The sequence below is a fragment of the Palleronia marisminoris genome, from assembly GCF_900172315.1.
GTDB classification, from domain to species: Bacteria; Pseudomonadota; Alphaproteobacteria; order Rhodobacterales; family Rhodobacteraceae; genus Palleronia; species Palleronia marisminoris.
In genome coordinates this window covers 42,309-68,593 of the sequence record NZ_FWFV01000011.1, presented here as the reverse complement: position 1 = coordinate 68,593, position 26,285 = coordinate 42,309, and the positions used below count along the sequence as shown (strand labels likewise).

Below are 26,285 nucleotides of genomic sequence, written 5' to 3'. Positions count from 1 at the left end.
CGGCGCGCAACCGTTTCGAAGCACGCCATGTCGGGGAATTGCGCGCCTCTTACCGCCCGGACGCGCGGATATCAAGCCCGTGCCGCCCCGGACGGGCGCGGCAGGCGGGAAACCTAGCCGACAGTCGTCAGAAGCAGTTCCAGCCCCTGGCGGATCACGAAGTCGACGAAGAAGAAGAACACCGCCGTCAGCGTGGCCATGATGAAGACCATCACGGTCGTCAGCAGAACTTCGCGGCGGGTCGGCCAGACGACCTTCGAGATCTCGGCGCGGGTCTGCTGGATGAACTGGAAGGGATTGGTCTTGACGGCCATGGGGAATCCTCCGGATCGGCTCTGCGCCAGATACGGAAGCATGGCGACGGTTTCAAGCCGAACGGAACGCACTAGCTCCCCCCGAATGAAAACGGGGACAGCGGAATTCAATTGCTGAGCAACTTGATAGAGATCGACGATCTGATCCTGCGCGCGGCGTTGGTCCTGCCCGCGATCGTGGCCGGCTACCTGGCCATCCGCACCTCGAGGACGCCGCAGGGTGCAATGGGCTGGATCGTCCTGATCCTCGCCTACCCGTTCGTGGGCATCCCGGCCTACGCGATCTTCGGCTGGGCCAACTACGCCAAGTTCGCCGAGCGCCGCCGCGCCTCGGATGCGCGGATCGGCGAGGACGGCGTGGACCACCGCGATCCGCCCGATCCCGAAGATCGCCTTTCCGTCTTCTCGCGGCTTTCAAGCAACAAGGTCGCCGAGGGCTGCGACATGGAGCTTCTGGTCGACGGGGAAGCCACCTTCGACGCCGTCGAGGCCGCGATCCGCAGCGCCGAGCACTACGTCCTGGTGCAATTCTTCATCTTCGCAGACGACAAGATCGGCCGTCGCGTCCAGGCCGCTTGCATCGACCGGGCCAGAGCAGGCGTGAAAGTCTACTTCCTCCATGACGAATTTCCCCTCTTCGGCTTGCCCCGCCGTTTCATGCGCCAGATGCACGAGGCCGGCATCCAGACCGCCAAGCCGAAGGGGCCGCGGCGCGCGCTAGGGGCCTTCCAGTGGAACTATCGCAACCACCGAAAGCTGGTGGTGGCGGACGGGACAGTGGCGCTGACGGGCGGGCAGAACTGCTCGAAGACCTATATCGGCGAATCGAGTTACGGCCCCTGGCGCGACACCTTCGCGCGCATTTCGGGCCCGGTCGTGGACCAGCTCGAGCGCAGCTTCGCCGCCGACTGGGCCTGGGCGACCGGAGACGATATCCGGCCGATGCTCCGCCCCGCGCCGAAGGCCGGCGACATGCGCGGCGTGGCCCTGCCGATCGCGCCCACGGACGAGCTGAACACCGGCAACCTCTACTTCATCGCCCTCGCGCAGCAGGCGCGCGAGCGGCTCTGGATCGCCACACCCTATTTCGTTCCCGATTCGCAGGTCATGGCCGCGCTGCAGCTGGCCGCGCTCCGGGGCGTCGACCTGAGGCTGCTGGTGCCCGACCGGCCGGACCACTGGCTGCCGTGGTGGGCGGCGTTCTCTTATTTCGACGAGCTGCGCGCCGCCGGCGGGGAGATCTACCGCTATACGCCCGCCTTCATGCACCAGAAGGTGGCCCTGATGGATGACGACATTGCCTCGGTCGGGTCGGTGAATCTCGACATTCGCTCAGGCCTCCTGAATTTCGAGCTGACGGTGGTCGTCGAAAGCCCCGAGGCTGCGCGCTCGGTCGAGGACATGCTGTTGCGCGACTTCGAGGGAGCATATCGTCTGGACACTCCCCTATCCCATCAGCCCGCCCTGCGCCGAGTTCTCGCCCGCGTTTCCCGTCTTGCAGCACCGCAGCTCTGAAAATGGTTCGACTGGTTTCATACAACATTCGCAAGGCCGTCGGCCTCGACTGGCGCCGCGATCCCTTCCGCATCGCTCACGCCCTGGCCGAAAGCGGCGCCGACATCGTGGCCCTGCAAGAGGCCGACAAGCGGCTCGGGCCGCGCCCGGCCGCGTTGCCGCGGGAGGCAGTGGATGCGACGGGTCTGGCGCCGGTCCTGACGGGCGACGGCCCGAGCCTCGGCTGGCATGGCAACGCCGTTCTCGTCCGCCCCGACTGGCCCGCGCGAGTGATCGACCGGCTGCCCCTTCCGGGGGTCGAGCCGCGCGGCGCCCTGATCGTCTGGGTCGACACGCCCGAGGGGCCGCTGACCTTGTGCGCCACGCATATGGGGCTGTTGCGCCCCAGCCGCCTGCTGCAGATGGCTGCGATCTCGGCCGCCATGGAAGCGCACGGCCCCGGGACGGTCATAGCCGGCGACATGAACGAATGGTCCCGGCGGATCGGCTTCGAGACCTGGACAGAACACCTGACAATGCTCGACCCGGGTCCCAGCTTCCACGCCTCGCGCCCCGTGGCGCACCTGGACAGGTTCCTCATCGGGCCGGCATGGCAGGCGAAGGGGTGCGGCGTGTTGCGCAACGCGGCGACCGCGCGGGCCTCGGATCACCTGCCCGTCTGGGCCGACCTGATCCCCGCTCAGACCAGCTGAAACGCCTCGGTCTCGATACGCATGAAGGCCGCGCCCAGCGTGCCCACCGGCGCATAGAGCACCGCCCCCTTCGCCGCTTCGAGGTCGGTGAAGAACTTGCCCGCCCAAGGCTGGACATGCGCCGCGAAGAACGCAGCCTGCTTCTGCAACGGCGCGACGGCGCCGTAATTTCCGACGATCTGCCCCGCCATCATCTCGAGCACCGACGAGATGTTGTCCTCGGGCTCGAACACGTTGTCGGCCCGGGCAATGCCCATCCTGCGCATGTCGGACCGCAACCGGGACAGCGGTTTGTCGTGGAGATTGCCCGTCAGGTAGTAACTCGCATAGGGCAGAAGCTCGCCCCGCCCCAGCCCGATGAACAGCGCGTTGAACTCGCGCTCGGCCGCGGCCGCATCGATGCCCCCCGCCGCCCGGGACAGATCCGCGATCGCCACACCCAGCTCTGTCTCGTCATCGCCCGACAGTCCCCTGATCTGGGCCAGGAGCGCCTCGGGGGGCGGCCCCGACAGGATCGCGGCGAGGAATGTGTAGAGCTCGGCGCGGGCGCTGTCCTCGGGGGCGATCTCGACGGGAGGGGTCACGTGTCAGTCTCCTCGAAGCGGAAGGTCATGCGCCGGGGTCGCAGGACCTCGGGCTCGGGAGGTTCGTCCTCGAACACCGGGGCCTCGACGGGTTCTTCCGGCGCCTCGTCCTCGACAGGCATCTCGGCCGCCGCCGGGGCGATCGCCTCGTCCTCCTCCTCGGGAAGCGCCTCGGCGACACGACGCACCGCGGTCCAGAGCGGCCGGGGCGCGCGCGGCGCGAGGGGGGCGTTCGCGTAATCTTCGTTGTAGTCGAGAAGCCCGTCCGGCAGCGACAGGCCGGGATGGCCGCGGAACAGCGCACGCATCGCGCGCTTGCGCAGGCGGCCCGGCACCTCGCGCGCCATGAAACGCGCCGCATCGGCCGGCGTCAGCGTCTCGGGGTCGGGCAGGCCCAGCATCTGCAGCAGGGTCTCGTCATCCGCCTCCTCGAGCTCGGCCTCGACGGCCTCCTGCTGCGCCTCGTCCTCGCGGCGGGCGCGGTCGCCCTCTTCGGCCGCGACGGCGCGGCGGCGGCGGGACCAGAAATCGGTGGCCTTCGGCATGGTCGGTCTCCTCCCCTGCTATGGTGGTGCGTCGCGGCCGAAAGCGAAACCCCGTCCTGCCGAGGATTTCGCGAAAAGCTCCCTCCGCACGGATATTTGCGCGGCACGGGGCTGGCCGCCCGCGGCCGGACGTCATAGCCTCTGCACGTTACGATTGCGAGAGGTTCCATGTCCGAGACCGTTCTACTGTGCGACTGCCTCGGCTCCCAGCGGGTCAACCGGGACGAGCTGGAGACGGCGAGCGGCCGGTCCTGCTCGAAGGTCCATACGTTCCTCTGCGGGCGCGAGCTTGGCCACGTGGCCGAGGCCATGGCCAGCGGTCCGGTGACGATCTCTTGCGAGCAAGAGCGCGCGACCTTCGAGAGCCTCGCCGAAGAGATCGGCGCCGATGCCCCTGCCTGCGTCGATCTGCGCGACCGCGCAGGGTGGAGCGACGATCCCCGCGACGTGACGCCGAAACAGGCCGCGCTGCTGGCCGACGCCGCGATGCCCCGCCCGACCCCGCGCAGCATCGATGTCGAAAGCGAGGGCACGTGCCTCGTGATCGGCGCCTCCGACGTGGCGCTTCCGGCCGCCCGTCGGCTGGCAGACACGCTCGCCGTCACGTGCCTTCTGACCGACGCCGCCCCCCCGCCCGAGACCCGCGCCTTCGACATGATCCATGGCCGGCTGCGCAAGGCCACGGGGGCGCTCGGCCAGTTCTCCGTCACCATCGACGGCTTCGCGCAGCTCGTCCCCGGCGGGCGCGGCGGGTTCGACATGTCCCCGCCCCGCGACGACGCGAAAAGCGAGTGCGACATTATCCTCGACCTGTCGGGCGACCGGCCGCTCTTTCCCGCCCACGAAAAGCGAGAGGGCTACCTGCGCGCCGATCCGGGCCGGCCCGAGGCCGTGTTCGACGCGACCCTCGCCGCGCGCGACCTGACCGGCACGTTCGAACAGCCGGTCTACATCCGTCTGCGCGAAGACCTCTGCGCCCATTCCCGCGCCCAGCAAACCGGCTGCACCAAGTGCCTCGACGCTTGCCCGACCGGCGCCATCACCCCCGACGGCGACCATGTCGCGGTCGATCCGCATGTCTGCGCGGGCTGCGGCGCCTGCTCGTCCCTCTGCCCCTCGGGCGCGATCACATACGACGCGCCGCCCGTGGACGACACGATGCGCCGGATCGCAACGCTGGCTCGCACCTATCGCGCAGCCGGCGGCACCCTGCCCCGCCTCCTGGTCCATGACGAGGGGTTCGGGCGCGAGATGATCGACCTGCTCGCCCGGCACGGCGCCGGCCTGCCCTCGGATGTCATCCCGTTCGCCCTGCCCGCGCTCGCTGCGTTCGGCCATGCCGAGGCGCTGTCGGCACGGGTCAGCGGCTTCGCTGATGTCTCGCTGCTTCTGTCGCCGATGTCGGACCGGGCCACGCTGGAACAGGAAGCCGCACTCGCCTCCGCCATCGACGGCCCGGCGGCGCTGCGCCTTCTGGACGTCGGCGACCCTGACGCCCTGCCCGCGGCGCTTGGCCCCGCACCCGAAACGGCGCCCGAGCCAATGCTGTCGATGGGGTCCCGGCGACAGGTGGCGCGCTTGGCGGCCAAGGCCCTTGCGCCCGAGGCGATCACCCCTCTGCCGGCGCACGCTCCCTACGGAGCGGTTCTCGTCGATCCGGATGCCTGCACCCTCTGCCTTGCCTGCGTGCCGAATTGCCCGTCGGGCGCGCTGTCGGACAATCCGGACAAGCCGCAACTGCTCTTCACCGAGGATGCCTGCCTGCAATGCGGCCTTTGCGCGAACATTTGCCCCGAAGATGCCATCACGCTCGAGCCGCGGATGAACACGACCGACGCCGCCCTGTCCCCGGCCGTCATGCGCGAAGAAGAACCGTTCCACTGCGTCGAGTGCGGCACGCCCTTCGGCGTGAAGTCGACCATCGACCGGATCACCGAGCGCCTGGCCGGAAAGCACGCGATGTTCGCCCGCCCCGAGGCCGTCAGGCTGATCCAGATGTGCGACGATTGCCGCGTGAAGAGCCAGATGCACGAGGGGATGCTCTCAGGTCCGCCGAAGCCCGTCACCCGCACATCGGCCGATTACGGTCAGCCGGCGGACGCGGTGGTCCTGCCCAAGCGCCGCAAGAAGCGCCGCACCGAGTGATCCGCGCCGACGTCTCGGAGTAATCGAGGCCGGGGGCGTTGTCGCGGGCGCTATTCACGAATACCTCGACTGTCAGCCAACCGGAGGATTGTCATGAGCGACGAGTTCAACATGTCGATGCGGAAGTTCCTGAAGCAGGTCGGGGTCACGTCTCAGCAGGCCATCGAAGAGGCCATGCGCGAAGCCGGCCCCGTGACCGAGGGCAAGAGCTACGATGCCAAGGTCGTCCTGACGATCCCCGAGCTGAACCTGGAGCACGAGATCACCGGCACCATCAAGGGCCAGGGGACAGAATGAGCCTGACGAAAGAAGACATCGAGGCCGCGCTTGCCGGCGTACAGGATCCCGCGACCGGGGGGGACATCGTCGCGGCAGGCCGGATCAAGGCGCTGACGGTGGACGGCGACGCCGTGCGCTTCGTCCTCGAGGTGCCGGGCGAGATGGCAAAGGGCTACGAGCGCACGCGGGGCGAGGCCGAGGCGCGGGTCAAGGCACTTGGCGCCAGCAGCGTGTCGGCTGTGATGACCGCCCATTCCAACAAGGCCCCGCCCGACCTGGGCCGGTCGCAGAAGCCCAAGCAGCCCGAGCCCGCGCAGAGGGTGCCGGGCGTGGATCGCATCCTCGCCGTGGCCAGCGGCAAGGGCGGCGTCGGCAAATCCACCGTCTCGGCCAACCTCGCCTGTGCGCTTGCGGCCGAGGGGCGGCGCGTCGGGCTGCTGGATGCAGACGTCTACGGGCCGTCGCAGCCGCGGATGCTCGGCGTCTCGGGCCGGCCGGCGTCGCCCGACGGCAAGACCATCCTGCCGATGCGCAATCACGGCGTCACCATGATGTCGATCGGGCTCATGGTCGGCGAGGGGCAGGCTGTCGTCTGGCGTGGGCCCATGCTGATGGGTGCGCTGCAGCAGATGCTTCTGCAGGTGCAGTGGGGTGCGCTCGACGTGCTCATCGTGGACCTGCCTCCCGGGACGGGTGACGTGACGCTGACGCTGGCGCAGAAGACCCACGTGGACGGCGCGATCATCGTTTCGACCCCGCAGGACGTTGCGTTGCTCGATGCCCGCAAGGGGATCGACATGTTCAACCAGCTCAAGACGCCGATCATCGGCATGATCGAGAACATGAGCACCCACATCTGCACGAATTGCGGCCATGAAGAGCACATCTTCGGCCATGGCGGCGTCGCGGCCGAGGCGAAGAAGCTGGGCGTCCCGCTGCTGGGTGAAATCCCGCTGCACCTGGACATCCGGACCGCAGCGGACGGGGGCGCGCCGATCGTCGTCTCCAAGCCCGAAAGCTCGCAGGCACAGGCGTTCCGCCAGATCGCGCGGGGCCTCGTCGCGGCAGGCCAGGCATGATGCGGCTGGCGCGCGCGGTTCATCTGGACGAATCCGATACCCTCGTCTTCGCGCAGCCCGCGCAGACGGGCGAGTGGTGCATTCCGGGTGGCTTCGCCTTCGCGAACTGGACCGAGGATCGGCTGACCGGGAAGGACAAGCAGGCGTTCTCGAACGGCTGGCTCGGGGTCGAGACGTTTGGCCGCGTCTCGCTCGTCGTCATCGCGCGTATCGAGGAGGCCGAGATGGAGCGCCTGACCGAGAATCTCGCCGGGCATTTCGTCGCGGTCTACGGCGCCCCCGATCTGGCCACCGCGCGCCCCGCGGCGCGCGAGCAGCTGATGGACATGGTCGATCTCTGCGCGGATCATGACGACAACACTCTTCTCGCGGTCAGTCGCGAGATGACCGAGGCCGGTGTGCGCGAGGCCTTCCGCTCGATCCCGGCCCCCGAGGCCAACCTGAGCCAGTTTGCCGTCCACGGCGACGAGTGACCGCGGCCTCCGGCGGACGCGCGTTCACTTTTCCTTCATGCCCTCGTGACACCTGTATGCCGATGGCGACTTTGGGTGCAGGGACAGGTCTATGGCGGCAGGGGCGAGCATCGCGGCATCGACCCGGTGGATTTTCCTGAGCATCCGCGCAGTTCTGTCGCGAGGGGACCGCCGAACCTTGCAGGAGCACGCGCATTGGCATGCCTTGCCGGGGGATGCGCGTGCGGGCCCCGCCCCGCGGCCTCGACGAGGTGACATCGAGCGCCTGCCTGAAACTTTGGTCATGCTTCCTGCGAGGAGCGAACCCGTCCGGCGGCAACCCGCGCGAGCCGCTTGACACCCCGCGCGGGCGAGGATACGTCCGCCACCGGTACGGCGTGGTAGCTCAGCTGGTTAGAGCACAGCACTCATAATGCTGGGGTCGGCGGTTCAAGTCCGCCCCACGCTACCAGTTTTCTCCATTCTTCGCTCTGTGGGCATTATGCAGCATCACTGCCCGGACGCGCAGCAGCGAGTCGGCCAGCCACCCGATCTCTCAGCGCGTGTTCACGGCGTTTCTGCCACCGATCAGCGGCAGTGGCGCGCGGTCTCGCGGTCGTTCAACCCGGTCGCGCGCAGCAGGCAGCGGTTCTTGGCTTCGTAGTAGTAGCCCTTTGCGTACCACATCATCGCTGCATGCTCGTCGCCATCCGCGACCATCCACGCGCCCCGGAGATACCGCCCGGCGAATCGAAGATTCGTCTCGGGATCGAGCAGCGCCTCGGCCGGGCCGTCGTGGCCCATGGTGCGCGCGGTTTGCGGCAAGACCTGCATGAGGCCCCAATAGGGACCATTTCGCGCCTCGGGGCGATAGTCGCTCTCTCGTTGGATGACGCGGTGCAGAAGGCTGCGCGGCATATCGTACTGATCGGCCCATTTGTTGACCAGCGCGCGCATCCGGGGCGTCTCGCCCGCATGGAGTTCCGTCGTGCGGCGCGTCACCTCGGTGTTCGGGGCGGCACAGGCGGCGAGCAGCAACAGAAGGGCGAGCGAGCGGATCATGGAAAACTCTTGGCGCGAAGGCGTGCCGCGGGCAAGCGGTGCCATCGCAACGGTGGCGAAGTTCCGCCAACGCCTCCGGCACACGCCTGCGCGAGCACGCTTCCCGCCGCCCCGGGGATCGGATAAGGGGCGGCCATGTCCCAGAACCCCCCGAACCTTCGCCCCGACCTCGCGAATGCCCGCCTCTCGCGCGACCTCGACGCCGCCGCGCCCGACCGGCGGGCGGGGCAGCCGACCATCGGCATGGTCTCGCTCGGATGTCCCAAGGCGCTCGTGGACAGCGAGCGCATCCTGACGCGGCTTCGGGCCGAGGGCTACGGCATCTCGTCGGATTACGACGGGGCGGACGCGGTCATCGTGAACACCTGCGGCTTCCTCGACAGCGCCAAGGCCGAAAGCCTCGACGCGATCGGCGAAGCGTTGCAAGCCAACGGCCGGGTCATCGTCACCGGCTGCCTGGGCGCCGAGGCCGACTACATCACCGGCGTGCACCCCAAGGTTCTGGCCGTCACCGGCCCTCATCAATACGAGCAGGTGCTGGACGCCGTCCACGCCGCGGTGCCCCCTTCGCCCGATCCGTTCATCGACCTGCTGCCCGCCCGCGGGATCAGCCTGACGCCGCGGCACTACAGCTACCTCAAGATCTCCGAGGGCTGTAACCACAAGTGCAAGTTCTGCATCATCCCCGACATGCGCGGACGCCTGCAGTCGCGCCCCATGAAGGCGGTGCTGCGCGAGGCGGAAAAGCTGGTCGAGGCCAGGGTTTCTGAGCTTCTCGTCATCAGCCAGGACACTTCGGCCTACGGCACCGACTGGGCGGACCGTCCCGAGAAGGCGCCGATCCTGGGGCTTGCGCGCGAGCTGGGGCAGCTCGGAGCCTGGGTGCGGATGCACTACGTCTATCCCTACCCGCATGTGCGCGAGCTGGTCCCGATGATGGCCGAGGGCGGTATTCTGCCGTATCTCGACATCCCGTTCCAGCACGCCCACCCGGACGTGCTGAAGCGCATGGCCCGCCCCGCCGCCGCCGCGCGGACGCTGGACGAGATCGCCGCCTGGCGCGCCGCCTGCCCCGACCTGACGCTGCGTTCGACCTTCATCGTGGGCTATCCGGGCGAGACCGAGGCCGAATTCCAGACGCTGCTCGACTGGCTCGACGAGGCGCAGCTCGACCGGATCGGTTGCTTCCAGTACGAGAACGTCGCCGGCGCGCGCTCGAACGCCCTGCCCGACCACGTCTCCGCCGAGGTCAAGCAAGAGCGGTGGGAACGCTTCATGGAGAAGGCGCAGGCGATCTCCGAGGCTAAGCTCGAAGCCAAGGTCGGCACACGCGTCGAAGCGATCGTCGACCTTGTCGAGGACGACGCCGCGACCTGCCGCACCAAGGGCGACGCGCCCGAAATCGACGGGCACCTCTACATCGACGAGGGGCACGAGGGTCTGACCCCCGGTCAGATCGTCATGGTCGAGGTGGACGAGGCGGGCGAGTACGACCTGTGGGGACGGCTGGTCTAAGTCCTAGGCCCAGCTCTTCTCCAGCACGCGGAACCAGTTCTCGTGGCAGATCTTCGCCACGAGCGCCTCGCCGAACCCGTGATCGACCATCGCCTGCCGAAGCACCGGAAGGTCCGCGACAGTGCTCAGCGCCTGGGGCACCAGTGCGCCGTCATAGTCCGAGCCAAGGCCCACACGGTCCTCGCCCAGCCGCCCGAGCAGGTGGTCGAGATGGCGCAGCATCACGTCCATGCCGACATCGGACCGCATCTTCCCGTCAGGCCGCAGGAACGCGCAGGCGAAGTTCAGCCCCACCATGCCGTCAGACTCCGCGATCGCGTCCAGCTGCTTGTCGGTCAGGTTCCGCGCGTGCGGGCTGACGGCGTGTGCTCCCGAATGCGTCGCCACCAGCGGCCGCGAGGACGTGCGGGCCACGTCCCAGAACCCGGCCTCGTTCAGGTGACTGAGGTCGAGCATGATGCCCAACTCGTCGCACCGCTTCACCAGCCGCAGCCCCGCCTCGGTCAGGCCTGGCCCGATATCGCCGGTCGAGGGGAAGCGGAACGGGACGCCGTGGCCAAAGATGGTCTCGCGGCTCCAGACCGGCCCCAGCGAGCGCAGCCCTTGGGCATAGAGGTCGTCCAGCTCGGACAGGTCGGGGCTGAGCGCCTCGGCCCCTTCGATGTGGCAGATCGCGGCGAGGCGATCGGATCCGAAGGCCTCGCGCAGGTCCGCAACGGTGCGGCAGACGATGACGAAGCCCTGCGCCTCCAGCTCTCCCAGAATCGCCATTTCCCGCGCGACGACGGCATCGGCCTCGCCTCGGGCGACCATCTCGGGCAGTGGCATGTCGTAGCTTTCGCCCTGCATCGCCGCCATCTTGGCATTCACGTCCACGGGAGACGGCACCCAGATTGCGAAGAACCCGCCGCCAAAGCCGCCCTTGCGGGCGCTTTCGGCGTCAATCGCGCCGTGGCCGGACTTGGCGAAAGTGGGCACAGCGCTGGGGCCGCCAGCTTGGAGAAGGCGGGTGAGCAGGTCGTTGTGACCGTCGAAGACGAGAGGTGTGCGCATGTCGCGATGGGTGACGCCAATGGCGACCCGGTGCAAGCCCATTCGGGCGCTGACGATGCTGGTGATCTGGTGGAGTCGAGGGGGATCGAACCCCTGACCTCGTCATTGCGAACGACGCGCTCTCCCAACTGAGCTACGACCCCATCCGTGCGGCGCTAGATGGAGGACCGACCCAGCCGTGTCAAGCGGTGATGCACGTGGAACATCGAGGATCATGCCGCGTTCGAACCTGGCAATGATCAGCGATGTTCTCTGGAAATTCCGAAAGTTCTCACAGCGACTTTGGGTGCGCGCGGCGCTGATCACCGGGCTTGCCCTGGTTGCCGCGCTGCTGGCGCCCCTCGGCCATTACCTGCCGTTCCAGATCAAGGTGAAGATCGACCGCAGCACCCTCGACGACCTTCTCGACATCCTGACCAACTCGATGCTGACGGTCGCGACCTTCTCGCTGTCGATCATGGTCACCGCGCACCTTGCCGCCGACGCGAATTCGACGCCCCGCGCCTATCGCCTGCTCCAACAGGATGGACGCACGCAGACGGTAATTGCGACGTTCCTCGGCGCCTTCGTCTATGCGGTGGCATTGAAGATCATGCTGAGCGTCGGGATCTTCGCCGGCGACGAGCTGGCGTTGATCGCGATGGTCACGGTGGGGGTGATCGCGCTAGTTGTCGTGGCGATCCTCCGCTGGATCGGGCACCTGGACGGCCTGGGCTCGGTCGAGGCTACGATGCGTGGGGCCGAGAACCGCGCGCAGATCTCGATAGATCGGCAGAACGACTGGCCCTATCTGGGCGGCCGGGCGCTGCCCCGCGGCATCCCTGCGGATGCTTGGCCGGTGCGGGCCAGTGCGACGGGATACGTGCAGAACATTGCCATGCGTGAACTGTCGAAGCTGACGGACGAGCATGGGGTCAAGGTGTTCCTCACCCGGCGACCCGGCGACTGGATCGCACATGGCGAGGTGCTGCTTAGGGTCAGCGGCGCGGCACCCGAGGCCGAGGCCGACTTTCGCGACTGCGTCGCCATCGCCGACCGACGCGAGCACGGGCAGGATCTCGTATTCTCCATGCTGATCCTGACCGAGATCGGCGAACGCGCCCTGTCGCCCGGCATCAATGACCCCCGCACCGCTGTCTATGCCACCAGCCGGCTATTGCGCCTGCTGCTGTCGCTACTGCCCGAGCGCGAGGCCGAGACGCCCGAAGCACCGAACGTGCATGTCCCGTCGCTCGATCTTGCCGGAGTGGTCGAGACCGTTCTGGATCCGATCGCCCGCGACGGACGTGGATTTTTCGAAGTTGCGCACGCCATCCAGACGGCAGCGCGGGATCTCGGCCGACACCCCGCCCCGGCCGTCGCCCGGGGCGCGCACAAGCTCAGCGCCCGCGGGCTGAGCTATGCGCGCGACGGCCTTCTGCTGGCCGCCGATTTCGACCGGATCGCCGAACATGCCGTCGCCCACGCCCCGGCTCCCCGGATCGATGCGGAGGGCTAGGGCGCGCTACTCGGCGGCCTCGGCATAGTCTTCCATCGGCGGGCAGGTGCAGATCAGGTTGCGGTCGCCGAAGACGTTGTCCACCCGGTTCACCGGCGGCCAGTACTTGTCCACGCGGAACGAGCCGGCCGGGAAGCAGCCCGTCTCGCGGCTGTAGGGGCGCTCCCAGTCACCGACGAGATCCTCGACCGTGTGCGGCGCAAGCTTCAGGGGGTTGGCATCGCGGTCAGAGCGGCCCTCTTCGATCGCGCGGATTTCTTCGCGGATCGACAGCATGGCGTCGCAGAAGCGGTCCAGTTCGGCCCGGGTTTCGCTTTCCGTGGGCTCGACCATCAAGGTGCCGGCGACGGGGAAGCTCATCGTCGGGGCGTGGAAGCCGTTGTCCATCAGCCGCTTGGCGATGTCGTCCACGGTGATCCCGGCACTGTCCTGGAAGGGGCGCATGTCGAGGATGCACTCGTGCGCCACCCGCCCCTTCGTGCCGCGGTAGAGCACCCGGTATGCCCCCTCGAGCCGTTCCGCGATGTAGTTCGCGTTCAGGATCGCGATCCGGGTGGCCTGTGTCAGCCCCTCGCCGCCCATCAGCCGGCAATAGGCCCACGAGATCGGCAGGATCGACGCCGAGCCGAACGGCGCGCCCGAAACGGACCCGCTCCCCCGCCCGGGCAGGTGCGAGGCAAGGTGCGCCTTGACGCCGATCGGCCCCATTCCGGGGCCACCGCCGCCATGGGGAATGCAGAAGGTCTTGTGCAGGTTCAGGTGGCTGACATCCGCACCAATCTCGCCCGGCTTCACCAGCCCCACCATCGCGTTCAGGTTCGCCCCGTCGAAGTAGACCTGTCCGCCATGGGCGTGGGTGATCTCGCAGGCTTCGGCGATCCCCTCTTCGAACACGCCATGGGTCGAGGGGTAGGTGATCATGCAGGCGGCGAGGCTTCCTCCCGCGGCCTCGGCCTTCGCGCGGAAGTCGGCGAGGTCGATATCGCCGCGCTCGGTGCATTTGACGGCGACCACCTTCATGCCCGCCATCTGCGCCGACGCCGGGTTCGTCCCGTGCGCGTTCACCGGGATCAGGCAGACGTCGCGCCCCTCGTCCCCGCGGCTGGAGTGCCAGCTGCGGATCGCAAGAAGGCCCGCATACTCTCCCTGCGCGCCGGAATTGGGCTGCATCGACATGGCGTCGAACCCCGTGATCCGGCACAGGCGATCCGACAGGTCGTCGATCAGGTCGGTATATCCCTGCGCTTGGTCTGCAGGGGCGAAGGGGTGCATCTCGGCAAATTCGGGCCATGTGATCGCCGCCATCTCGGCCGCGGCGTTCAGCTTCATCGTGCAGGAGCCCAGCGGAATCATAGCCCGGTCGAGCGCGAGGTCGCGGTCGGCAAGGCGGCGCATGTAGCGCATCATCTCGGTCTCGGCCCGGTTCATGTGGAAGACCGGGTGGGTCAGGTAGTCGCTGGTGCGCAGCAGATCCTCGGGCAGGCCGTGGGGCGCGTCGGCAGGCAGATCGTCCACACCGAACGCCTGAAGCAGGCTCTCCAGCGTCTCGTCGCGGGTGGTTTCGTCCAGCGACAGGCCGATGCGCGTGGGACCTACGCGGCGCAGGTTGATGCCCCGATCCGCGGCGGCGCTGAAGATGACCTCGCGCAGGGCGCCGCACTCGATGGTCAGCGTGTCGAAGAAGCCGGCAGGCCCGACCGCATAGCCCGCCCGCCCCAGCGCATCGGCGATCCGCGCGGTCTTGAGGTGAATGCGCTGCGCGATAGCCTTCAGTCCGGCGGGGCCGTGGAAGACAGCGTAAAAGCCCGCCATCACCGCCAGAAGCGCCTGCGCGGTGCACACGTTCGAGGTCGCCTTCTCGCGCCGGATATGCTGCTCGCGGGTTTGAAGGGACAGGCGGTAGGCCTTGTTGCCCCGCGCGTCCTTCGACACGCCGACGATGCGGCCCGGCATGGCGCGCTTCATCTGATCACGGCACGCCATGTAGGCGGCGTGAGGCCCGCCATAGCCCATCGGCACCCCGAAGCGCTGGGTCGAGCCCACGGCGATGTCGGCCCCCATCGCTCCCGGCTCGCGCAGCAGGGTCAGCGCCAGCGGGTCAGCGATGACGACGCCCAGGGCGTTGTTCTCGTGCAGCGCCGCGATTTCGGGCGCGAAGTCGCGCACCGTGCCGTGGGTGCCCGGGTACTGGAAGATCGCGGCGAAAACCGCCGCCGGGTCCAGCGCCTCGGGCGCGTCCACGATCACCTCGATCCCCAGCGGCGCGCAGCGGGTGCGGATCACCTCGATATTCTGCGGGTGGCATCCTTCATCCACGAAGACGGCGCGTGCTTTCGATTTCGCCAAGCGCTGTGCCATGGTCACGGCCTCGGCCGCCGCTGTCGCCTCGTCCAGAAGCGAGGCGTTCGCCACCTCCAGCCCCGTTAGATCGCAGATCATCGTCTGGAAATTCAGCAGCGCCTCCAAGCGGCCCTGGCTGATCTCGGGCTGGTAGGGCGTGTAGGCGGTGTACCAGGCCGGGTTCTCGAGGATGTTGCGCTGGATCGCGGGCGGCGTGACCGTGCCGTGGAAGCCCTGCCCGATCATCGACTGGGCGACGACGTTGCGATCGGCGATCTGCCGCAGCTCCCACAGAAGGGTGCGCTCGGTCAGGGGCGGGCCGAGGTCCAGCGGCCTTTCCTGCCGGATCGCGGCGGGCACCGTCTCGTCCACCAGCGTGTCGAGATCCGGCACGTCCAGCGTGCGGAACATCCCCTCCATCTCAGCGGGCGAGGGGCCGATATGGCGACGATTGGCGAAGTCGTAAGGGTCGTAGTCGGTCGCTTGAAACGGCATCGGGGTCCTCGCTGGCGAAGATCCCTGTCCTTCGCCCGTGGTCGAAACACGCATGATCGGGGGGTGCCCCGGTCAGATGAACTTCTTGTAGGCGGCCTCGTCCATGAACTCGTCCAGCGCGCTCATGTCCTCGACCCTGATCTTGAAGAACCAGCCGGCACCCAGCGGATCCTCGTTGACGAGGCCCGGATTCTCCTCGAGCGCCGAGTTTACCTCGACGATCTCGCCATCGACCGGCGCCATGATGTCCGACGCCGCCTTGACGCTTTCGATCACCACGACGTCGTCCTCCTTGACGACCGTGGTGCCCTCTTCCGGAAGCTCGACGAACACAATGTCGCCCAGCTGCTCGGCGGCGTATTCGGTGATGCCGACGGTCACGACGTTTTCTTCATCCTCTTCGGGACGCAGCCATTCGTGTTCTTCGGTAAATTTCACGGCTCTCTCCTTACCGCTTGTACGTTGCGGGCCGGAATGGAAGGCCCGTGACCTCAACAGGCAACCGGCGACCCCGAAGTTCCCCTTCGAGCCTCGTCCCCAGCCCCGCGTGATCGATATCTACGTATCCCATGGCGATCGGGTGCTCGACCGACGGCCCGAAGCCGCCCGACGCAATTCGCCCCACAGCCCTGTCGCCGCTGAAAAGTTCGACGCCGGCGCGCATCGGTGCCCGGCCTTCGGGCAGCAACCCCACGCGCAGGCGCGTCGGCGCGCCCTCGATCTCGGCCAGAACCCGCTCGGCCCCCGGGAAACCGCCGGCGCGGTCACCGCCCTGCCGCCGGACCTTGGGGATCGCCCAGAGCAGGTTCGCCTCGACCGGAGAGGTATGCGCGTCGATGTCCTGCCCGTGCAGGCACAGCCCCGCCTCGAGCCTCAGCGAATCGCGCGCGCCCAGCCCCACCGGGACGACGCCATCCTGGTCCAGCAGCGCCCGGGCGAGCCCTTCGGCCTGATCGGCCTCCACCGAGATCTCGAACCCGTCTTCGCCGGTGTAGCCCGAGCGCGAGACCCAGAGCGGCCCGAACGCACTGTCCAGCGTCGCGACATCCATGAACGACATTTCTGCCGCGCCGCCTGCGACCGCCTCCAACGCCGCCTCGGCGGCCGGGCCTTGAAGCGCGATCAGCGCCCGATCAATCGAGGTGACCTCGCACTCGGGCAGGCCGTCACGAAGCAACGCCAGATCCGCCACCTTGTTGGCCGCGTTCACCACAAGGAACAGGTCCTCGTCGCGCCGCGCCACCATCAGGTCGTCGAGGATCCCGCCATTGTCGCCCAGCAACAGCCCGTAGCGCTGCCGCCCCGCCTTCAGTCCGATCACGTCCTGCGGCATCAGCCGCTCCAGCGCAGCCGCCGCAGCGTCCGGGCCATCAGGGTGGCGGATCGAAATCTGCCCCATGTGGCTCACGTCGAACAGGCCCGCGCCCGTGCGGCAAGCGACGTGTTCCTTCATGACGCCTATCGGGTATTGCACGGGCATCTCGTACCCGGCGAAGGGGACCATCTTGCCCCCCAGCGCGTCGTGCAGCCCGTAAAGCGGCGTGCGCAACAGTTCCGTCATCAACCCCTCCGGCATCCGCGCGAGGATCCCCCCGCTCCGTCTGCCCCCTCTGTCCTGTCGCCTGAGATCGCTATCCCTTCGGCGCCCCATTCGGGGTCTCTCCAGAGTTTTTGACGCGCGAGGTCCCTTTGCCTGAGAGTTTAACGGGGCGTTTGCTCCTTCGGCACCGGCATGTGGCCGGATTCTCCCATCGCGCAGCGGCACGCTGCCACAGCCCGAGGCGCGCCGCAATGCCCTTGCACAGCGCCGCGTTTCCCCTGAAACCAAGGGGCATGTCCGACCCCTATTTCTTCGGCTACGGCAGCCTCGTGAACCGCCGCACCCATGTCTACACTCCGGCCCACCGCGCGACCCTGCCCGGCTGGCGGCGCGAGTGGCGGGCGACGGCACTTCGACCTGCCGCCTTCCTGACCGCCCGCCCCGTCGCAGGGTCCGAGATCGACGGCCTGATCGCGCCCGTGCCCGGCAACGACTGGGCCGCGCTCGACCAGCGCGAGGCCGGCTACGACCGCCTTCCGGCCGACGCCGTGCGCCACGCGATGGAGCCGGCGCCCGAGGTCGCGGTCTATTCGATCCCGCCGCGCGAGGACGACCTCGACAGCTGCCCGATCCTGCTGAGCTATCTCGACGTGGTGGTGCAGGGCTTCCTGACGGAATTTGGCGAGGCCGGCGTCGCCCGCTTCTTCGAGACGACCGACAACTGGCACCTGCCCGTGGCGGACGACCGCGGCGCCCCGCTCTACCCCCGGGCGCAGGACCTTTCCGCGCCCGAGACGCGGCTGGTCGATCGCTGGCTGGATGAGCTTGCCGTCGAGCGCATGGATGCCGCCAGAACCCGCCTGGGGCACGACGCCGCCCCCTGAAGGGGCAGCAACCTAGCGCAGCGGAACGCGGAATAGCGGCATGACCTGCGCCATCTCGGGGCCGCGGCTCATCCCCGTGACGGCCTGGCGCAGCGGCATGAACAGCCCCTTGCCCTTGCGGCCGGTCTTGTCCTTCACCGCCGAGGTCCACTGCCCCCAAGTCTCGCCGTCGTAGGGATGCGTCGGCAACAGCGCCATCGCCTCGGCGATGAAGTCGCGATCCTCTTCGGCGACCTCAGCCTCGCCCGGGCCGTCGCGGAACAGCGCCCACCACGCGGCAAGGTCCTCGGGGCGGTCCAGGTTCTCGCGCACCACCGACCAGAAGTCGGGGGCGATCTCGTCCGGGACGCCGATCTCGCTCAGGTCCTCCGCGACCGCCTCGTAGGGCTTGGCCGCCACGACCCGCGCGCTCAGCGGCTTCAGGTCGTCCGCATCGAATTTCGTCGGGGCGGAGCCGAACTTGGTGATGTCGAATCCCTCGATCAGCTCGTCATGGGTCGTCCGCAGCTCGACCGGTTCGGACGAGCCGAGCCGCGCCATCAGCGACAGGATCGCCATCGGCTCGATCCCCTGCGCCCGCAAATCCCGCAGGGACAGCACGCCAAGGCGCTTCGACAGCGCCTCGCCCTGCGGCCCCGTCAGCAGCGAGTGGTGCGCGAAACTCGGATGCCCGTGACCCAGGGCGGCCATGATCTGGATCTGCGTTGCGGTGTTGGTGACGTGATCAGACCCACGCACCACGTCGGTCACGCCCATCTCCGTATCGTCCACCACCGATGCGAGCGTATAAAGCACCTGCCCGTCGCCGCGGATCAGCACTGGGTCCGAGACGCTGGCCGCGTCGATCGAGACCTCGCCGAGGATGCCGTCCTCCCACGCGATCCGCTCGTGATCGAGCTTGAAGCGCCACACACCGGCGCCGCGCTCGGCGCGCAGACGCTCCTTCTGCGCCTCGTCGAGACCCAGCGCGGCACGGTCATAGACCGGCGGGCGCCCCATGTTCAGTTGCTTCTTGCGCTTGAGGTCCAGCTCGGTCGGCGTCTCGAAGGCCTCGTAGAAGCGGCCCGCTTCGCGCAGCTGCTCTGCGGCCTCGGTATAGCGCTCGAGCCGCTCGGACTGACGCTCCACCCGGTCCCAGGTCAGACCGAGCCAATCCAGGTCCTCCATGATCCCGTCCACGTATTCCTGCTTGGACCGGACCGGGTCGGTATCGTCGAGGCGCAGGATGAAGGTGCCCCCCGCCTTGCGCGCGATCAGCCAGTTGAACAGCGCGGTGCGCAGGTTGCCGATATGCAGATAGCCGGTGGGCGACGGGGCGAAACGGGTGACGGTCATGGGATCGGGCCTTGCTGGAACGGCCGTCTCGTCGCATGACCGCACCCGCTTGTCGAGTGTCGAGACCTTGCCGCCCCAACTTGGCCGACCATATGGGCCCCGATGGACAACGCCAGCCTGACCGCACCCGACCTTGCCGATATCGAAGCCCTGGCCCTCGCCGCCCGCGACGGGCTGCCGCCCGACTTCCGGCGTCCCGCCATGGACGTCGCGCTACGGGTCGAGGATTTCGCGTCCGACGCCCTTCTCGACGCGATGGAGATCGAGGACCCCTTCGGCCTGACCGGCCTCTACGAGGGCATCCCGCTGATCGAGAAATCGTCCTTCGACCAGCCGCACGGGCCGGACACCATATGGCTGTTCCGCCGGCCGATCCTGGACGAGTGGGCCGAGCGCGGCGACATCACGCTCGGCAACCTGATCAGCCACGTTTACGTGCACGAGCTTGCCCACCATTTCGGCTGGTCGGACGGCGATATCGCCACCATCGACCGCTGGTGGGAATAGGCACTCGCAAACGAAAACGCCGCCCCGAGGGACGGCGTCATGTATTCGCTGAAGGTAGCAAGATTACTTGATCTTGCCTTCCTTGTATTCGACGTGCTTGCGCGCAACGGGATCGAATTTCCGGATCGACATCTTCTCGGTCATCGTGCGCGCATTCTTCTTGGTCACGTAGAAGTGCCCAGTATCCGCCGTCGAGTTCAGGCGGATCTTGATCGTGGTCGGTTTCGCCATGCTCTCTCTCCTCGGTCGGGCAGCCGCGCCGCCCCGGACGACAACGTCCGTTCAAAAATCTGAACCCGCCTTCTACGCGCAGCACCCGCGCTGTCAACCGCCAATCTTGCCGTCGGTCGAGATAATGGGCGAAACCACCAGCAGCTTGCTTACGCTCATGGCACGGCAGCGCACCGGGGTCGCGACGATTTCGGTCGAGAAGTCTCGCCCCTGGGCGTCCTGCCGGTCCACGGTCACCCGCACGTTCTCGCCCAGCCCGGCGCGGGTCACCACGTTGCGCAAGGTGTGACGAAGCTGCGGCCGCACCAGGTCCCACCAAAGCTTGCCGACAGCCTCGTCCACGGCTTCGACCCCGTAGAAGGCCATGGCGTTTTCGTTGAGATACAGAATGCTCCCGTTACGATCCACGAGTTTGACCGCATGAGGCGAGCGGCGCAGGAAACCCAAGGTCACTACGGGAGTGCAGCCGGCGAGGTCATCGATGAGCCATTCCTCGTCGTAGCCAGCATATGCCTGTCGCGGTAGCCGCATGATTCTCTCGAACTGCATTACAATCAGAAGGTGTATATCCGATGACGTAGCGGCAGCATCAAGGACTTTCCACAGGTGCTTTGTCGACTGGTTGGGCAAGCCCTCAAGCCGACACCGACCCACCCACATACCGCCCGGGGCCCCGAGACCAGGCTTGGGAATGCGCCCGCGATTGCGACTTCGGCGAGCGCCTGGCCTGCGGCCTGAGTTGGCCGGAAGGTTCGGAAATTCAGCGTCGGCGCCTCCCTTCCTCACGCCCCGCAACCTGACTTCGCCATGCGCAGCATCGGCGTCAGCGACGTGTCCCCGACAGCCCGGGTGGTGATGCGCGGACGACCTGTAAGCCGGATTCTGTCCCCGGCCATTCAAGCCGGGTGGTGGCCATTCATCTGGGCCCGCCGTTGCCGACGGGCTCGAGCTGCCAACCCGGGTCCCTGGCGGAAGCGGCCGATGGGACCCCTATTCGGCATTGCTCCCGGTGGGGCTTGCCATGCGGAGGACGTTGCCGCCCCCCCGGTGGGCTCTTACCCCACCGTTTCACCCTTACCCCCGGCCTGCGGGGGCGGTCTGTTTTCTGTGGCGCTTTCCGTCGGGTTCCCGGCAGGTTGCCCCGCCGTTCCCCGCCCGGGCGTTACCCGGCACCGTTACTTCCTGGAGTCCGGACTTTCCTCCCCGAACCCATGGGTTCGAGGCGGCCACCCGGTCATCCGCGCGCGCCCAGTTAGGCGGTCACACCCCGCCGGTCAATCTCTGCCTGACGGGCCAGCCCCGGCGACCAGAGCCGATGCCTCAGCCGCAGCGCAACAGCAGCGCGTCGGGATCGTCCATGTCGTTGGCATGAAGCACCACGAGGTCAGGCGGCACGCCGCCGCGGCGCAGACCCCGGTTCGGAGGCGCCCGGCGATCAGCCCTGCGCCGCCCGGAACGGTGCCGGATCCCAGGCGCAGGCGAAGCCGTCGCCGTCCGGGTCGACGCCAAGACGGTCCCGCTCGGGGCCCCCCTCGGCCAGGAAGGCTTGCTGAGCCAGGTCGGGCGACGGGTAAGTCGCGCAGGCCTGGGCGAAACGTCGTTCGGCGAACAGGCCGCCGCGGCGATAGATCGGCTGGCCCTTCTGGTTCGTGGTCGCAAGCGCGTATTGCACGATGTTCGGCCCCTCGGCCCCTGTGCGCTGCGGCACGGCCTCAGGTTGCACGACCTGGTACTGCGCGCGGTTGCGAGCCAGACGTTCGGCGTCGGATTCGATGGTCTCTCGCGAGGACACCGCCTCGAAGCTTTGTTCGTCCGAAATGCCGGGGTTGCTGGTGCGCGCCGGCGTCACCGGGGCGGTCGCGGCGGGCAGCGCCGCGGCCTCGACGGTGCCACTGTCGGGCAGCCCTGTGCTCTGACCGCTCGGCAGGCCGGCGGCCCGCAGTTCGCTCGCCGAGATCACGTTGCCTGACAGCATGTTGCCGCCCTCGGGCGGGGTCGCGACCGGCCCGGTCGAGGCGCTACTGCCGGACAGGTCCGCGTCACGCTGCAGGCGCGCGGCCTCGTAGCTCTGGTAGTCGCCGAAGCCGACGCCGCGGCCGATATCCACCTGCCCCGGCGCCACGGCCGGGTTGCTGTCGGGGACGGTTCCCGCGCACCCCGCGAGGGCCAGAAGGAGCACGATCGGTCGAAGAAACTGGGTCATGGCACGCCTGCTCGGATCGCTCCCGGACATCGGAAGCGCGGGTCTCTTACCACCAACGCGGGGGTTTGGCCACAAAACCGGCACGATCCTCCAGCGCGTAAGCAAGGTTCAGCAAATCGCCCTCTTCGAACGGCCGCCCGATCAGCTGCAGCCCCAGCGGCAGGCCCTTGGCATCCTGCCCGGCAGGCACGCTGATGCCCGGCAGACCGGCCAGGTTCACCGTCACCGTGAACACGTCGTTGAGATACATCTGCACCGGGTCGGCATCCGCCATCGACCCCAGCGGGAACGCGGCCGAGGGCGTCGTGGGTGTCAGGATCGCATCGACGCCGCCCGCGAAGACCTCGTCGAAGTCGCGCTTGATGAGGGTGCGGACCTTGCGCGCGCGGTTGTAGTAGGCGTCGTAGAAGCCCGCCGACAGCACGTAGGTGCCGACCATGATCCGGCGCTTGACCTCGTCGCCGAAGCCCTCGGCGCGGGTCTTCTCATACATGTCGGTGATGCCGTCGCCCTGGTTCAGGCCCGCCCGGCGGCCGAAGCGCACGCCGTCATAGCGCGCCAGGTTCGACGAGGCCTCGGCCGGCGCGATGACATAGTAGGTCGGCAGGGCATATTTCGTGTGCGGCAGGCTCACATCCACCACCTTGGCGCCCGCGTCCTGCAGCATCTCGCGACCCTGCGCCCACAACGCGTCGATCTCGGCGGGCATCCCGTCGACTCGGTATTCCTTGGGAAGGCCGATGGTCTTGCCCTTGATGTCGCCGGTCAGCGCGGCCTCGAAATCGGGAACGGCGCTCTCGATGCTGGTCGAATCGAGCGGATCGTGCCCGGCCATGGCCCGCAGAAGGATCGCCGCGTCGCGCACGTCTTTGGTCATCGGGCCGGCCTGGTCCAGCGACGAGGCAAAGGCCACGATCCCCCAGCGCGAGCAGCGTCCATAGGTCGGCTTCAGTCCCACCGTCCCGGTCAGGGCGGCAGGCTGCCGGATCGAGCCGCCGGTGTCGGTACCCGTCGCGCCAAGGCACAGGTCCGCAGCCACGGCCGAGGCTGACCCGCCCGAGGACCCGCCTGGCGTCAGGTTGCTGTCGCCATCGCGCCACGGGTTCACCGCGTCGCCATAGACGCTGGTCTCGTTCGACGACCCCATGGCGAACTCGTCCATGTTCAGCTTGCCCAGCATCACCGCGCCCGCGCCCCACAGCTTCGATGTCACGGTCGATTCGTATTCCGGCTTGAACCCTTCGAGGATCCGGCTCGCTGCCTGGCTCGGCACGCCCTTGGTGCAGAACAGGTCCTTGACCCCCAGCGGGATGCCGTTCAGCGACGCCCGTTCCTCGGCCGGGCGCGCATCGGCCGCCTCGGCCTGCTGCATGGCAATCTCGGGCGTCTTGTGGACGAAGGCGTTCAGCGCGCCGGCGCCGTCGATGGCCGACAGGCAGGCTTCGGTCAGCGCGACGCTGGTGATCTCGCCCTTTGCCAGCAGGTCACGCGCCCCGGCGATGGTCATCTCGTTGAGCTTTGTCATCGGACTCCCCGCCCGTCAGTGTTTCGCTGGATACGCATTACGGGCCTTACTCGACGACCTTCGGCACGGCGAAGAACCCCTCGCGCGCGTCGGGCGCGTTGGACAGGACCTTGTCCTGCTGGCCGCCATCGGTGACGACATCTTCGCGCCGCCGCAGCCGCTGGGGGGTCACGCTCGTCATGGGCTCGACGCCCTCGACATCCACCTCCTGCAGCTGCTCGATGAAGCCGAGGATGGTGTTGAACTCTTCCGCCAGCGCCGGCAGGTCGTCCTTTTCGACGCGGATACGCGCCAGCTTGGCGACATGAGCCGCCTGGTCGATGTCGATGGACATGGGGTGCCTCCGATCAGGGTCGCGAGCCGCGCTTTACCGCCCGGCCCGGTCCGGTTCAAGCCGGTGACGGCTCAGGACCGTGATCATCCAGCCCAGCATCGCCGCGTTCAAGAGGTGCCACGCGAAATGCGTGCCCACGCCCCAGACCGGACACAGCGCCTCGTCCACCGACCTCGCCACCAGCGACAGCACCAGTATCCCCGCCCCGATCGCCCAGCCCCGCGCGACCTGCGGCACCCGGCGCCACGCCCAGAGCGCATAGCCCGCGATCAGCACCGGCACCGGCCAGTAGAAGGCCGAGACGTCGAATCCCGGGATCATCGCAAAAATCCGCCCGCCCAGGATCAGGACTGGCAGCGCCACCGCCACCCCCGCGAGTGCCCGCCAAACCGGCAGCCCCACGACGCGCAGGTTCGCGGCGTAGATGTAGACGAGGATATACAGCAGGATCGGCACCGTGTCGGCCACCGCGGCCCAGCCCGTGGCATAGGTGTGGAACAGCCCCGAGCCCACCCCGATGGCGAGCAGCAGAAGGCACAGCAGACGCTCCACCCCGCGCGCCTTGGGCCACAGCCACAAGGCCACCGCGATGAAGGCGAGGTTCGTCAGCGCGTTCGCAGGCTCGGCCAACAGGCCCGGCCCCAACCGTTCGCAGTAGCCGTCCACCTGGGCCGTCCAGTCCATCACCATCCCCGCGGGTTGCGTGTCAGGCCGAGTCTGCCCTGCCCCCGACCCCGCTTCAATGCGGCACCACGCCGTCGCCCAGCGCCACCCGACCGCCTTCGAGAACCCGCGCGCACCAGCCGCCATGCCCGCGCACCGCGTTGTAGCCGCCGTGACCGAAGGTCTCCTCCATCCGCGAACAGGGCGCGCAGAGCGTCTCGATCAACAGGCGCGCGCCGCCCACCCGGATCTCGACCCCGCGCAACGCGCCAAGGTTGATTCCCGCCACGATAAGGTTCCGGCGCAGATCCTCGGGCGCCACCGCGTCGCGCCCCAACATCCCGGCGATGACGGGCAGATGCTCGGCCTGGATCAGGGTGACGGCCCGCTTGCCCGGGCGCCCGTGATCACCCTCCAGCCCCGCCGCGCCGATCTCGGCCGCCGCGACGGGCTGCATCCCCGCGCGCCGCGCGGGACGCAGCCCGATCCACGTCACCCGTCCGGCCTGCGCGTGGCGCGCCATCATGTCCCGCATCGTCTCCATCTCTGCCACAGGTGTTGCACCCCCGGCGCGGGTCAAAGGCTTTCCGCGGGGATGCGACGATCTATCCCTTCCGGAAGACGCCTCACGACAAGGACCGCACCATGCCCCGCCTACCCGACGCGCAACGCCTGCATGTGGGCGACATCCGCATCACCGTCCTGTCCGACGGCCCCCTGCCGCTGGGCCTCGATCACCTCAAGGGGATCGACGAGGCCGAATACGCCCGCCTCCTGCGCCTGCACCACGCCGATCCGCAGACCTGGCGGTCCGGCCTCAACGCCTACGTGATCGAGACGGGCGGTCGCACGGTCCTCGTGGATGCCGGTGTCGGCGGCAAGACGGGCGACCAGACCGGCCGCGTGCCGGACAACCTGAAGGCTGCCGGATTCGCCGCCGACGACATCGACACGGTCTTCGTCACGCATCTTCACGGCGACCACATCGCGGGGCTGATGGACGGCGACGCCCCCCGCTTCCCCAGGGCCGAGCTGCGCGTCCACCAGGCCGACAAGGACCACTTCACCGAAAGCGACCTCGCCCGGCGCGTCCTTGCCGCCTACGAGCACGAGACCTTCGCGGGCGAGGCCGACATCGCCCCCGGCCTGCGCGCCCTGCCCCTTCCAGGCCATACGCCGGGCCACTCGGGGCTCGAGATCACGGACGGCGCGGCCACGATGCTCCTGTGGGCCGACATCGTCCACATCGCGCCGGTGCAGCTTGCCAATCCCGATGTCGGCACGAGGTTCGACGTGGACATCGACGCCGCCCGCACGACCCGCACGACCCTGCTCGACCGGCTGGCCACGGACGGCACGCGGATCCTCGGCAGTCACATCCCCTTCCCCGGTGCCGGCGTGGTCGAGCGCGCGAGCGAAGGCTACCGCCTCGCGCCGCTCACCTACACCCACGACACCTGACTTGCCGCGGCGCCCTGCCGCCCCACCTCTTCAC

General features: G+C 68.2%; 27 protein-coding genes, 2 tRNA genes, 1 other RNA gene and 2 riboswitches. Of the genes, 12 read left to right on the top strand and 18 right to left on the bottom strand.

Annotated elements, in window-relative coordinates; all coding sequences use genetic code 11:
• Positions 1 to 113 precede the first annotated feature (113 nt).
• Entirely contained in the window at positions 114 to 314 is a 201-nt protein-coding gene (gene secE, locus PAM7066_RS15930) for a preprotein translocase subunit SecE (RefSeq protein WP_085855212.1), read from the bottom strand.
• Positions 315 to 425: 111 nt separating this feature from the next.
• Between secE and PAM7066_RS15925 the strand changes: the two genes are divergently transcribed.
• Entirely contained in the window at positions 426 to 1,829 is a 1,404-nt protein-coding gene (locus PAM7066_RS15925) for a phospholipase D-like domain-containing protein (protein WP_085855211.1), read from the top strand.
• A gap of 2 nt (positions 1,830 to 1,831) precedes the next feature.
• Positions 1,832 to 2,521, top strand: coding sequence for an endonuclease/exonuclease/phosphatase family protein (locus PAM7066_RS15920; RefSeq protein WP_085855210.1), 690 nt, complete (start codon positions 1,832 to 1,834; stop codon positions 2,519 to 2,521).
• Here PAM7066_RS15920 and PAM7066_RS15915 read toward each other — a convergent pair.
• Both PAM7066_RS15915 and PAM7066_RS15910 read right to left on the bottom strand, forming a co-directional pair.
• Positions 2,509 to 3,105, bottom strand: a complete 597-nt coding sequence (locus PAM7066_RS15915; RefSeq protein ID WP_085855209.1) for a TorD/DmsD family molecular chaperone — start codon at positions 3,103 to 3,105, stop codon at positions 2,509 to 2,511. The genes PAM7066_RS15920 and PAM7066_RS15915 overlap by 13 nt on opposite strands.
• Positions 3,102 to 3,650 (bottom strand): DUF3306 domain-containing protein, encoded by a 549-nt coding sequence (locus PAM7066_RS15910; RefSeq protein ID WP_085855208.1) that lies wholly within the window; start codon positions 3,648 to 3,650, stop codon positions 3,102 to 3,104. Before PAM7066_RS15910 ends, PAM7066_RS15915 begins: the two co-directional genes overlap by 4 nt.
• Positions 3,651 to 3,818: 168 nt before the next feature.
• Here PAM7066_RS15910 and PAM7066_RS15905 point away from each other — a divergent pair, with 168 nt between their 5' ends.
• The 5 genes from PAM7066_RS15905 to PAM7066_RS15885 all read left to right on the top strand — a co-directional run bounded on the left by PAM7066_RS15905 (position 3,819) and on the right by PAM7066_RS15885 (position 8,077).
• Complete coding sequence (locus PAM7066_RS15905) at positions 3,819 to 5,795, top strand: 4Fe-4S binding protein (RefSeq protein WP_085855207.1); 1,977 nt, start codon at positions 3,819 to 3,821, stop codon at positions 5,793 to 5,795.
• Positions 5,796 to 5,888: 93 nt separating this feature from the next.
• On the top strand, positions 5,889 to 6,092 hold the full coding sequence (locus tag PAM7066_RS15900) for a DUF6494 family protein (protein WP_085855206.1): 204 nt from the start codon (positions 5,889 to 5,891) through the stop codon (positions 6,090 to 6,092).
• Complete coding sequence (locus PAM7066_RS15895; protein ID WP_085855205.1) at positions 6,089 to 7,153, top strand: Mrp/NBP35 family ATP-binding protein; 1,065 nt, start codon at positions 6,089 to 6,091, stop codon at positions 7,151 to 7,153. Before PAM7066_RS15900 ends, PAM7066_RS15895 begins: the two co-directional genes overlap by 4 nt.
• Complete coding sequence (locus PAM7066_RS15890) at positions 7,153 to 7,626, top strand: DUF6505 family protein (RefSeq protein WP_085855226.1); 474 nt, start codon at positions 7,153 to 7,155, stop codon at positions 7,624 to 7,626. Before PAM7066_RS15895 ends, PAM7066_RS15890 begins: the two co-directional genes overlap by 1 nt.
• Before the next feature lie 374 nt (positions 7,627 to 8,000).
• Positions 8,001 to 8,077 (top strand) — tRNA-Met (locus PAM7066_RS15885).
• Between the two features lie 116 nt (positions 8,078 to 8,193).
• On the opposite strand, the gene PAM7066_RS15880 is transcribed toward PAM7066_RS15885, so the two are convergent.
• On the bottom strand, positions 8,194 to 8,667 hold the full coding sequence (locus PAM7066_RS15880; protein ID WP_085855225.1) for a lytic transglycosylase domain-containing protein: 474 nt from the start codon (positions 8,665 to 8,667) through the stop codon (positions 8,194 to 8,196).
• A 135-nt stretch (positions 8,668 to 8,802) separates the two neighbouring features.
• Between PAM7066_RS15880 and rimO the strand changes: the two genes are divergently transcribed.
• On the top strand, positions 8,803 to 10,182 hold the full coding sequence (rimO, locus tag PAM7066_RS15875) for a 30S ribosomal protein S12 methylthiotransferase RimO (RefSeq protein ID WP_085855204.1): 1,380 nt from the start codon (positions 8,803 to 8,805) through the stop codon (positions 10,180 to 10,182).
• A gap of 3 nt (positions 10,183 to 10,185) precedes the next feature.
• Here rimO and PAM7066_RS15870 read toward each other — a convergent pair whose 3' ends face one another.
• Together PAM7066_RS15870 and PAM7066_RS15865 are read right to left on the bottom strand one after the other, a co-directional pair.
• Positions 10,186 to 11,235 (bottom strand): dipeptidase, encoded by a 1,050-nt coding sequence (locus tag PAM7066_RS15870; protein WP_085855224.1) that lies wholly within the window; start codon positions 11,233 to 11,235, stop codon positions 10,186 to 10,188.
• A 67-nt stretch (positions 11,236 to 11,302) separates the two neighbouring features.
• A tRNA-Ala gene (locus tag PAM7066_RS15865) sits at positions 11,303 to 11,378 on the bottom strand.
• Between the two features lie 92 nt (positions 11,379 to 11,470).
• Here PAM7066_RS15865 and PAM7066_RS15860 point away from each other — a divergent pair.
• The gene (locus PAM7066_RS15860; protein ID WP_175484701.1) at positions 11,471 to 12,733 is read left to right on the top strand and encodes a DUF2254 domain-containing protein; all 1,263 of its coding nucleotides are present in this window, start codon (positions 11,471 to 11,473) and stop codon (positions 12,731 to 12,733) included.
• A 6-nt stretch (positions 12,734 to 12,739) separates the two neighbouring features.
• Here PAM7066_RS15860 and gcvP read toward each other — a convergent pair whose 3' ends face one another.
• The 3 genes from gcvP to gcvT all read right to left on the bottom strand — a co-directional run bounded on the left by gcvP (position 12,740) and on the right by gcvT (position 17,129).
• Positions 12,740 to 15,568 (bottom strand): aminomethyl-transferring glycine dehydrogenase, encoded by a 2,829-nt coding sequence (gene gcvP, locus PAM7066_RS15855; RefSeq protein ID WP_085855202.1) that lies wholly within the window; start codon positions 15,566 to 15,568, stop codon positions 12,740 to 12,742.
• Positions 15,569 to 15,640: 72 nt separating this feature from the next.
• On the bottom strand, positions 15,641 to 16,006 hold the full coding sequence (gene gcvH, locus PAM7066_RS15850) for a glycine cleavage system protein GcvH (protein ID WP_085855201.1): 366 nt from the start codon (positions 16,004 to 16,006) through the stop codon (positions 15,641 to 15,643).
• Between the two features lie 10 nt (positions 16,007 to 16,016).
• Entirely contained in the window at positions 16,017 to 17,129 is a 1,113-nt protein-coding gene (gene gcvT, locus PAM7066_RS15845; RefSeq protein WP_085855223.1) for a glycine cleavage system aminomethyltransferase GcvT, read from the bottom strand.
• 47 nt (positions 17,130 to 17,176) lie between these two features.
• Positions 17,177 to 17,236: riboswitch (glycine riboswitch) on the bottom strand.
• Positions 17,237 to 17,239: 3 nt separating this feature from the next.
• A riboswitch (glycine riboswitch) is annotated at positions 17,240 to 17,330 on the bottom strand.
• 71 nt (positions 17,331 to 17,401) lie between these two features.
• On the opposite strand from gcvT, the gene PAM7066_RS15840 reads away from it, so the two are divergent.
• Positions 17,402 to 17,992, top strand: a complete 591-nt coding sequence (locus tag PAM7066_RS15840; RefSeq protein WP_085855200.1) for a gamma-glutamylcyclotransferase family protein — start codon at positions 17,402 to 17,404, stop codon at positions 17,990 to 17,992.
• 12 nt (positions 17,993 to 18,004) lie between these two features.
• Here the strand turns inward: PAM7066_RS15840 and gltX are convergent, their stop codons facing one another.
• Positions 18,005 to 19,327, bottom strand: coding sequence for a glutamate--tRNA ligase (gene gltX, locus PAM7066_RS15835; protein WP_085855199.1), 1,323 nt, complete (start codon positions 19,325 to 19,327; stop codon positions 18,005 to 18,007).
• A 102-nt stretch (positions 19,328 to 19,429) separates the two neighbouring features.
• Here gltX and PAM7066_RS15830 point away from each other — a divergent pair, with 102 nt between their 5' ends.
• Positions 19,430 to 19,834, top strand: a complete 405-nt coding sequence (locus PAM7066_RS15830) for a metallopeptidase family protein (RefSeq protein ID WP_085855198.1) — start codon at positions 19,430 to 19,432, stop codon at positions 19,832 to 19,834.
• 63 nt (positions 19,835 to 19,897) lie between these two features.
• Here PAM7066_RS15830 and rpmG read toward each other — a convergent pair whose 3' ends face one another.
• The 8 genes from rpmG to PAM7066_RS15790 form a co-directional block, all read right to left on the bottom strand.
• A complete protein-coding gene (gene rpmG / locus PAM7066_RS15825; RefSeq protein WP_085855197.1) occupies positions 19,898 to 20,065 on the bottom strand; it encodes a 50S ribosomal protein L33 in 168 nt (55 codons plus the stop codon).
• A gap of 93 nt (positions 20,066 to 20,158) precedes the next feature.
• Complete coding sequence (locus PAM7066_RS15820) at positions 20,159 to 20,596, bottom strand: PAS domain S-box protein (protein ID WP_175484700.1); 438 nt, start codon at positions 20,594 to 20,596, stop codon at positions 20,159 to 20,161.
• Positions 20,597 to 20,920: 324 nt separating this feature from the next.
• An RNA gene (gene rnpB, locus PAM7066_RS15815) (RNase P RNA component class A) lies at positions 20,921 to 21,307 on the bottom strand.
• Between the two features lie 193 nt (positions 21,308 to 21,500).
• Positions 21,501 to 22,268, bottom strand: a complete 768-nt coding sequence (locus PAM7066_RS15810) for a hypothetical protein (RefSeq protein ID WP_085855195.1) — start codon at positions 22,266 to 22,268, stop codon at positions 21,501 to 21,503.
• Between the two features lie 46 nt (positions 22,269 to 22,314).
• Positions 22,315 to 23,793, bottom strand: a complete 1,479-nt coding sequence (gene gatA / locus PAM7066_RS15805; protein ID WP_085855194.1) for an Asp-tRNA(Asn)/Glu-tRNA(Gln) amidotransferase subunit GatA — start codon at positions 23,791 to 23,793, stop codon at positions 22,315 to 22,317.
• Positions 23,794 to 23,839: 46 nt separating this feature from the next.
• A complete protein-coding gene (gatC, locus tag PAM7066_RS15800) occupies positions 23,840 to 24,127 on the bottom strand; it encodes an Asp-tRNA(Asn)/Glu-tRNA(Gln) amidotransferase subunit GatC (RefSeq protein ID WP_085855193.1) in 288 nt (95 codons plus the stop codon).
• A gap of 33 nt (positions 24,128 to 24,160) precedes the next feature.
• Positions 24,161 to 24,811, bottom strand: a complete 651-nt coding sequence (locus PAM7066_RS15795) for a hypothetical protein (RefSeq protein ID WP_085855192.1) — start codon at positions 24,809 to 24,811, stop codon at positions 24,161 to 24,163.
• Positions 24,812 to 24,866: 55 nt separating this feature from the next.
• The gene (locus PAM7066_RS15790) at positions 24,867 to 25,334 is read right to left on the bottom strand and encodes an MOSC domain-containing protein (RefSeq protein WP_085855191.1); all 468 of its coding nucleotides are present in this window, start codon (positions 25,332 to 25,334) and stop codon (positions 24,867 to 24,869) included.
• Positions 25,335 to 25,435: 101 nt separating this feature from the next.
• On the opposite strand from PAM7066_RS15790, the gene PAM7066_RS15785 reads away from it, so the two are divergent.
• Positions 25,436 to 26,251: an MBL fold metallo-hydrolase gene (locus PAM7066_RS15785; RefSeq protein ID WP_085855190.1), complete on the top strand. Its 816-nt coding sequence runs from the start codon at positions 25,436 to 25,438 to the stop codon at positions 26,249 to 26,251.
• Positions 26,252 to 26,285: the final 34 nt, after the last annotated feature.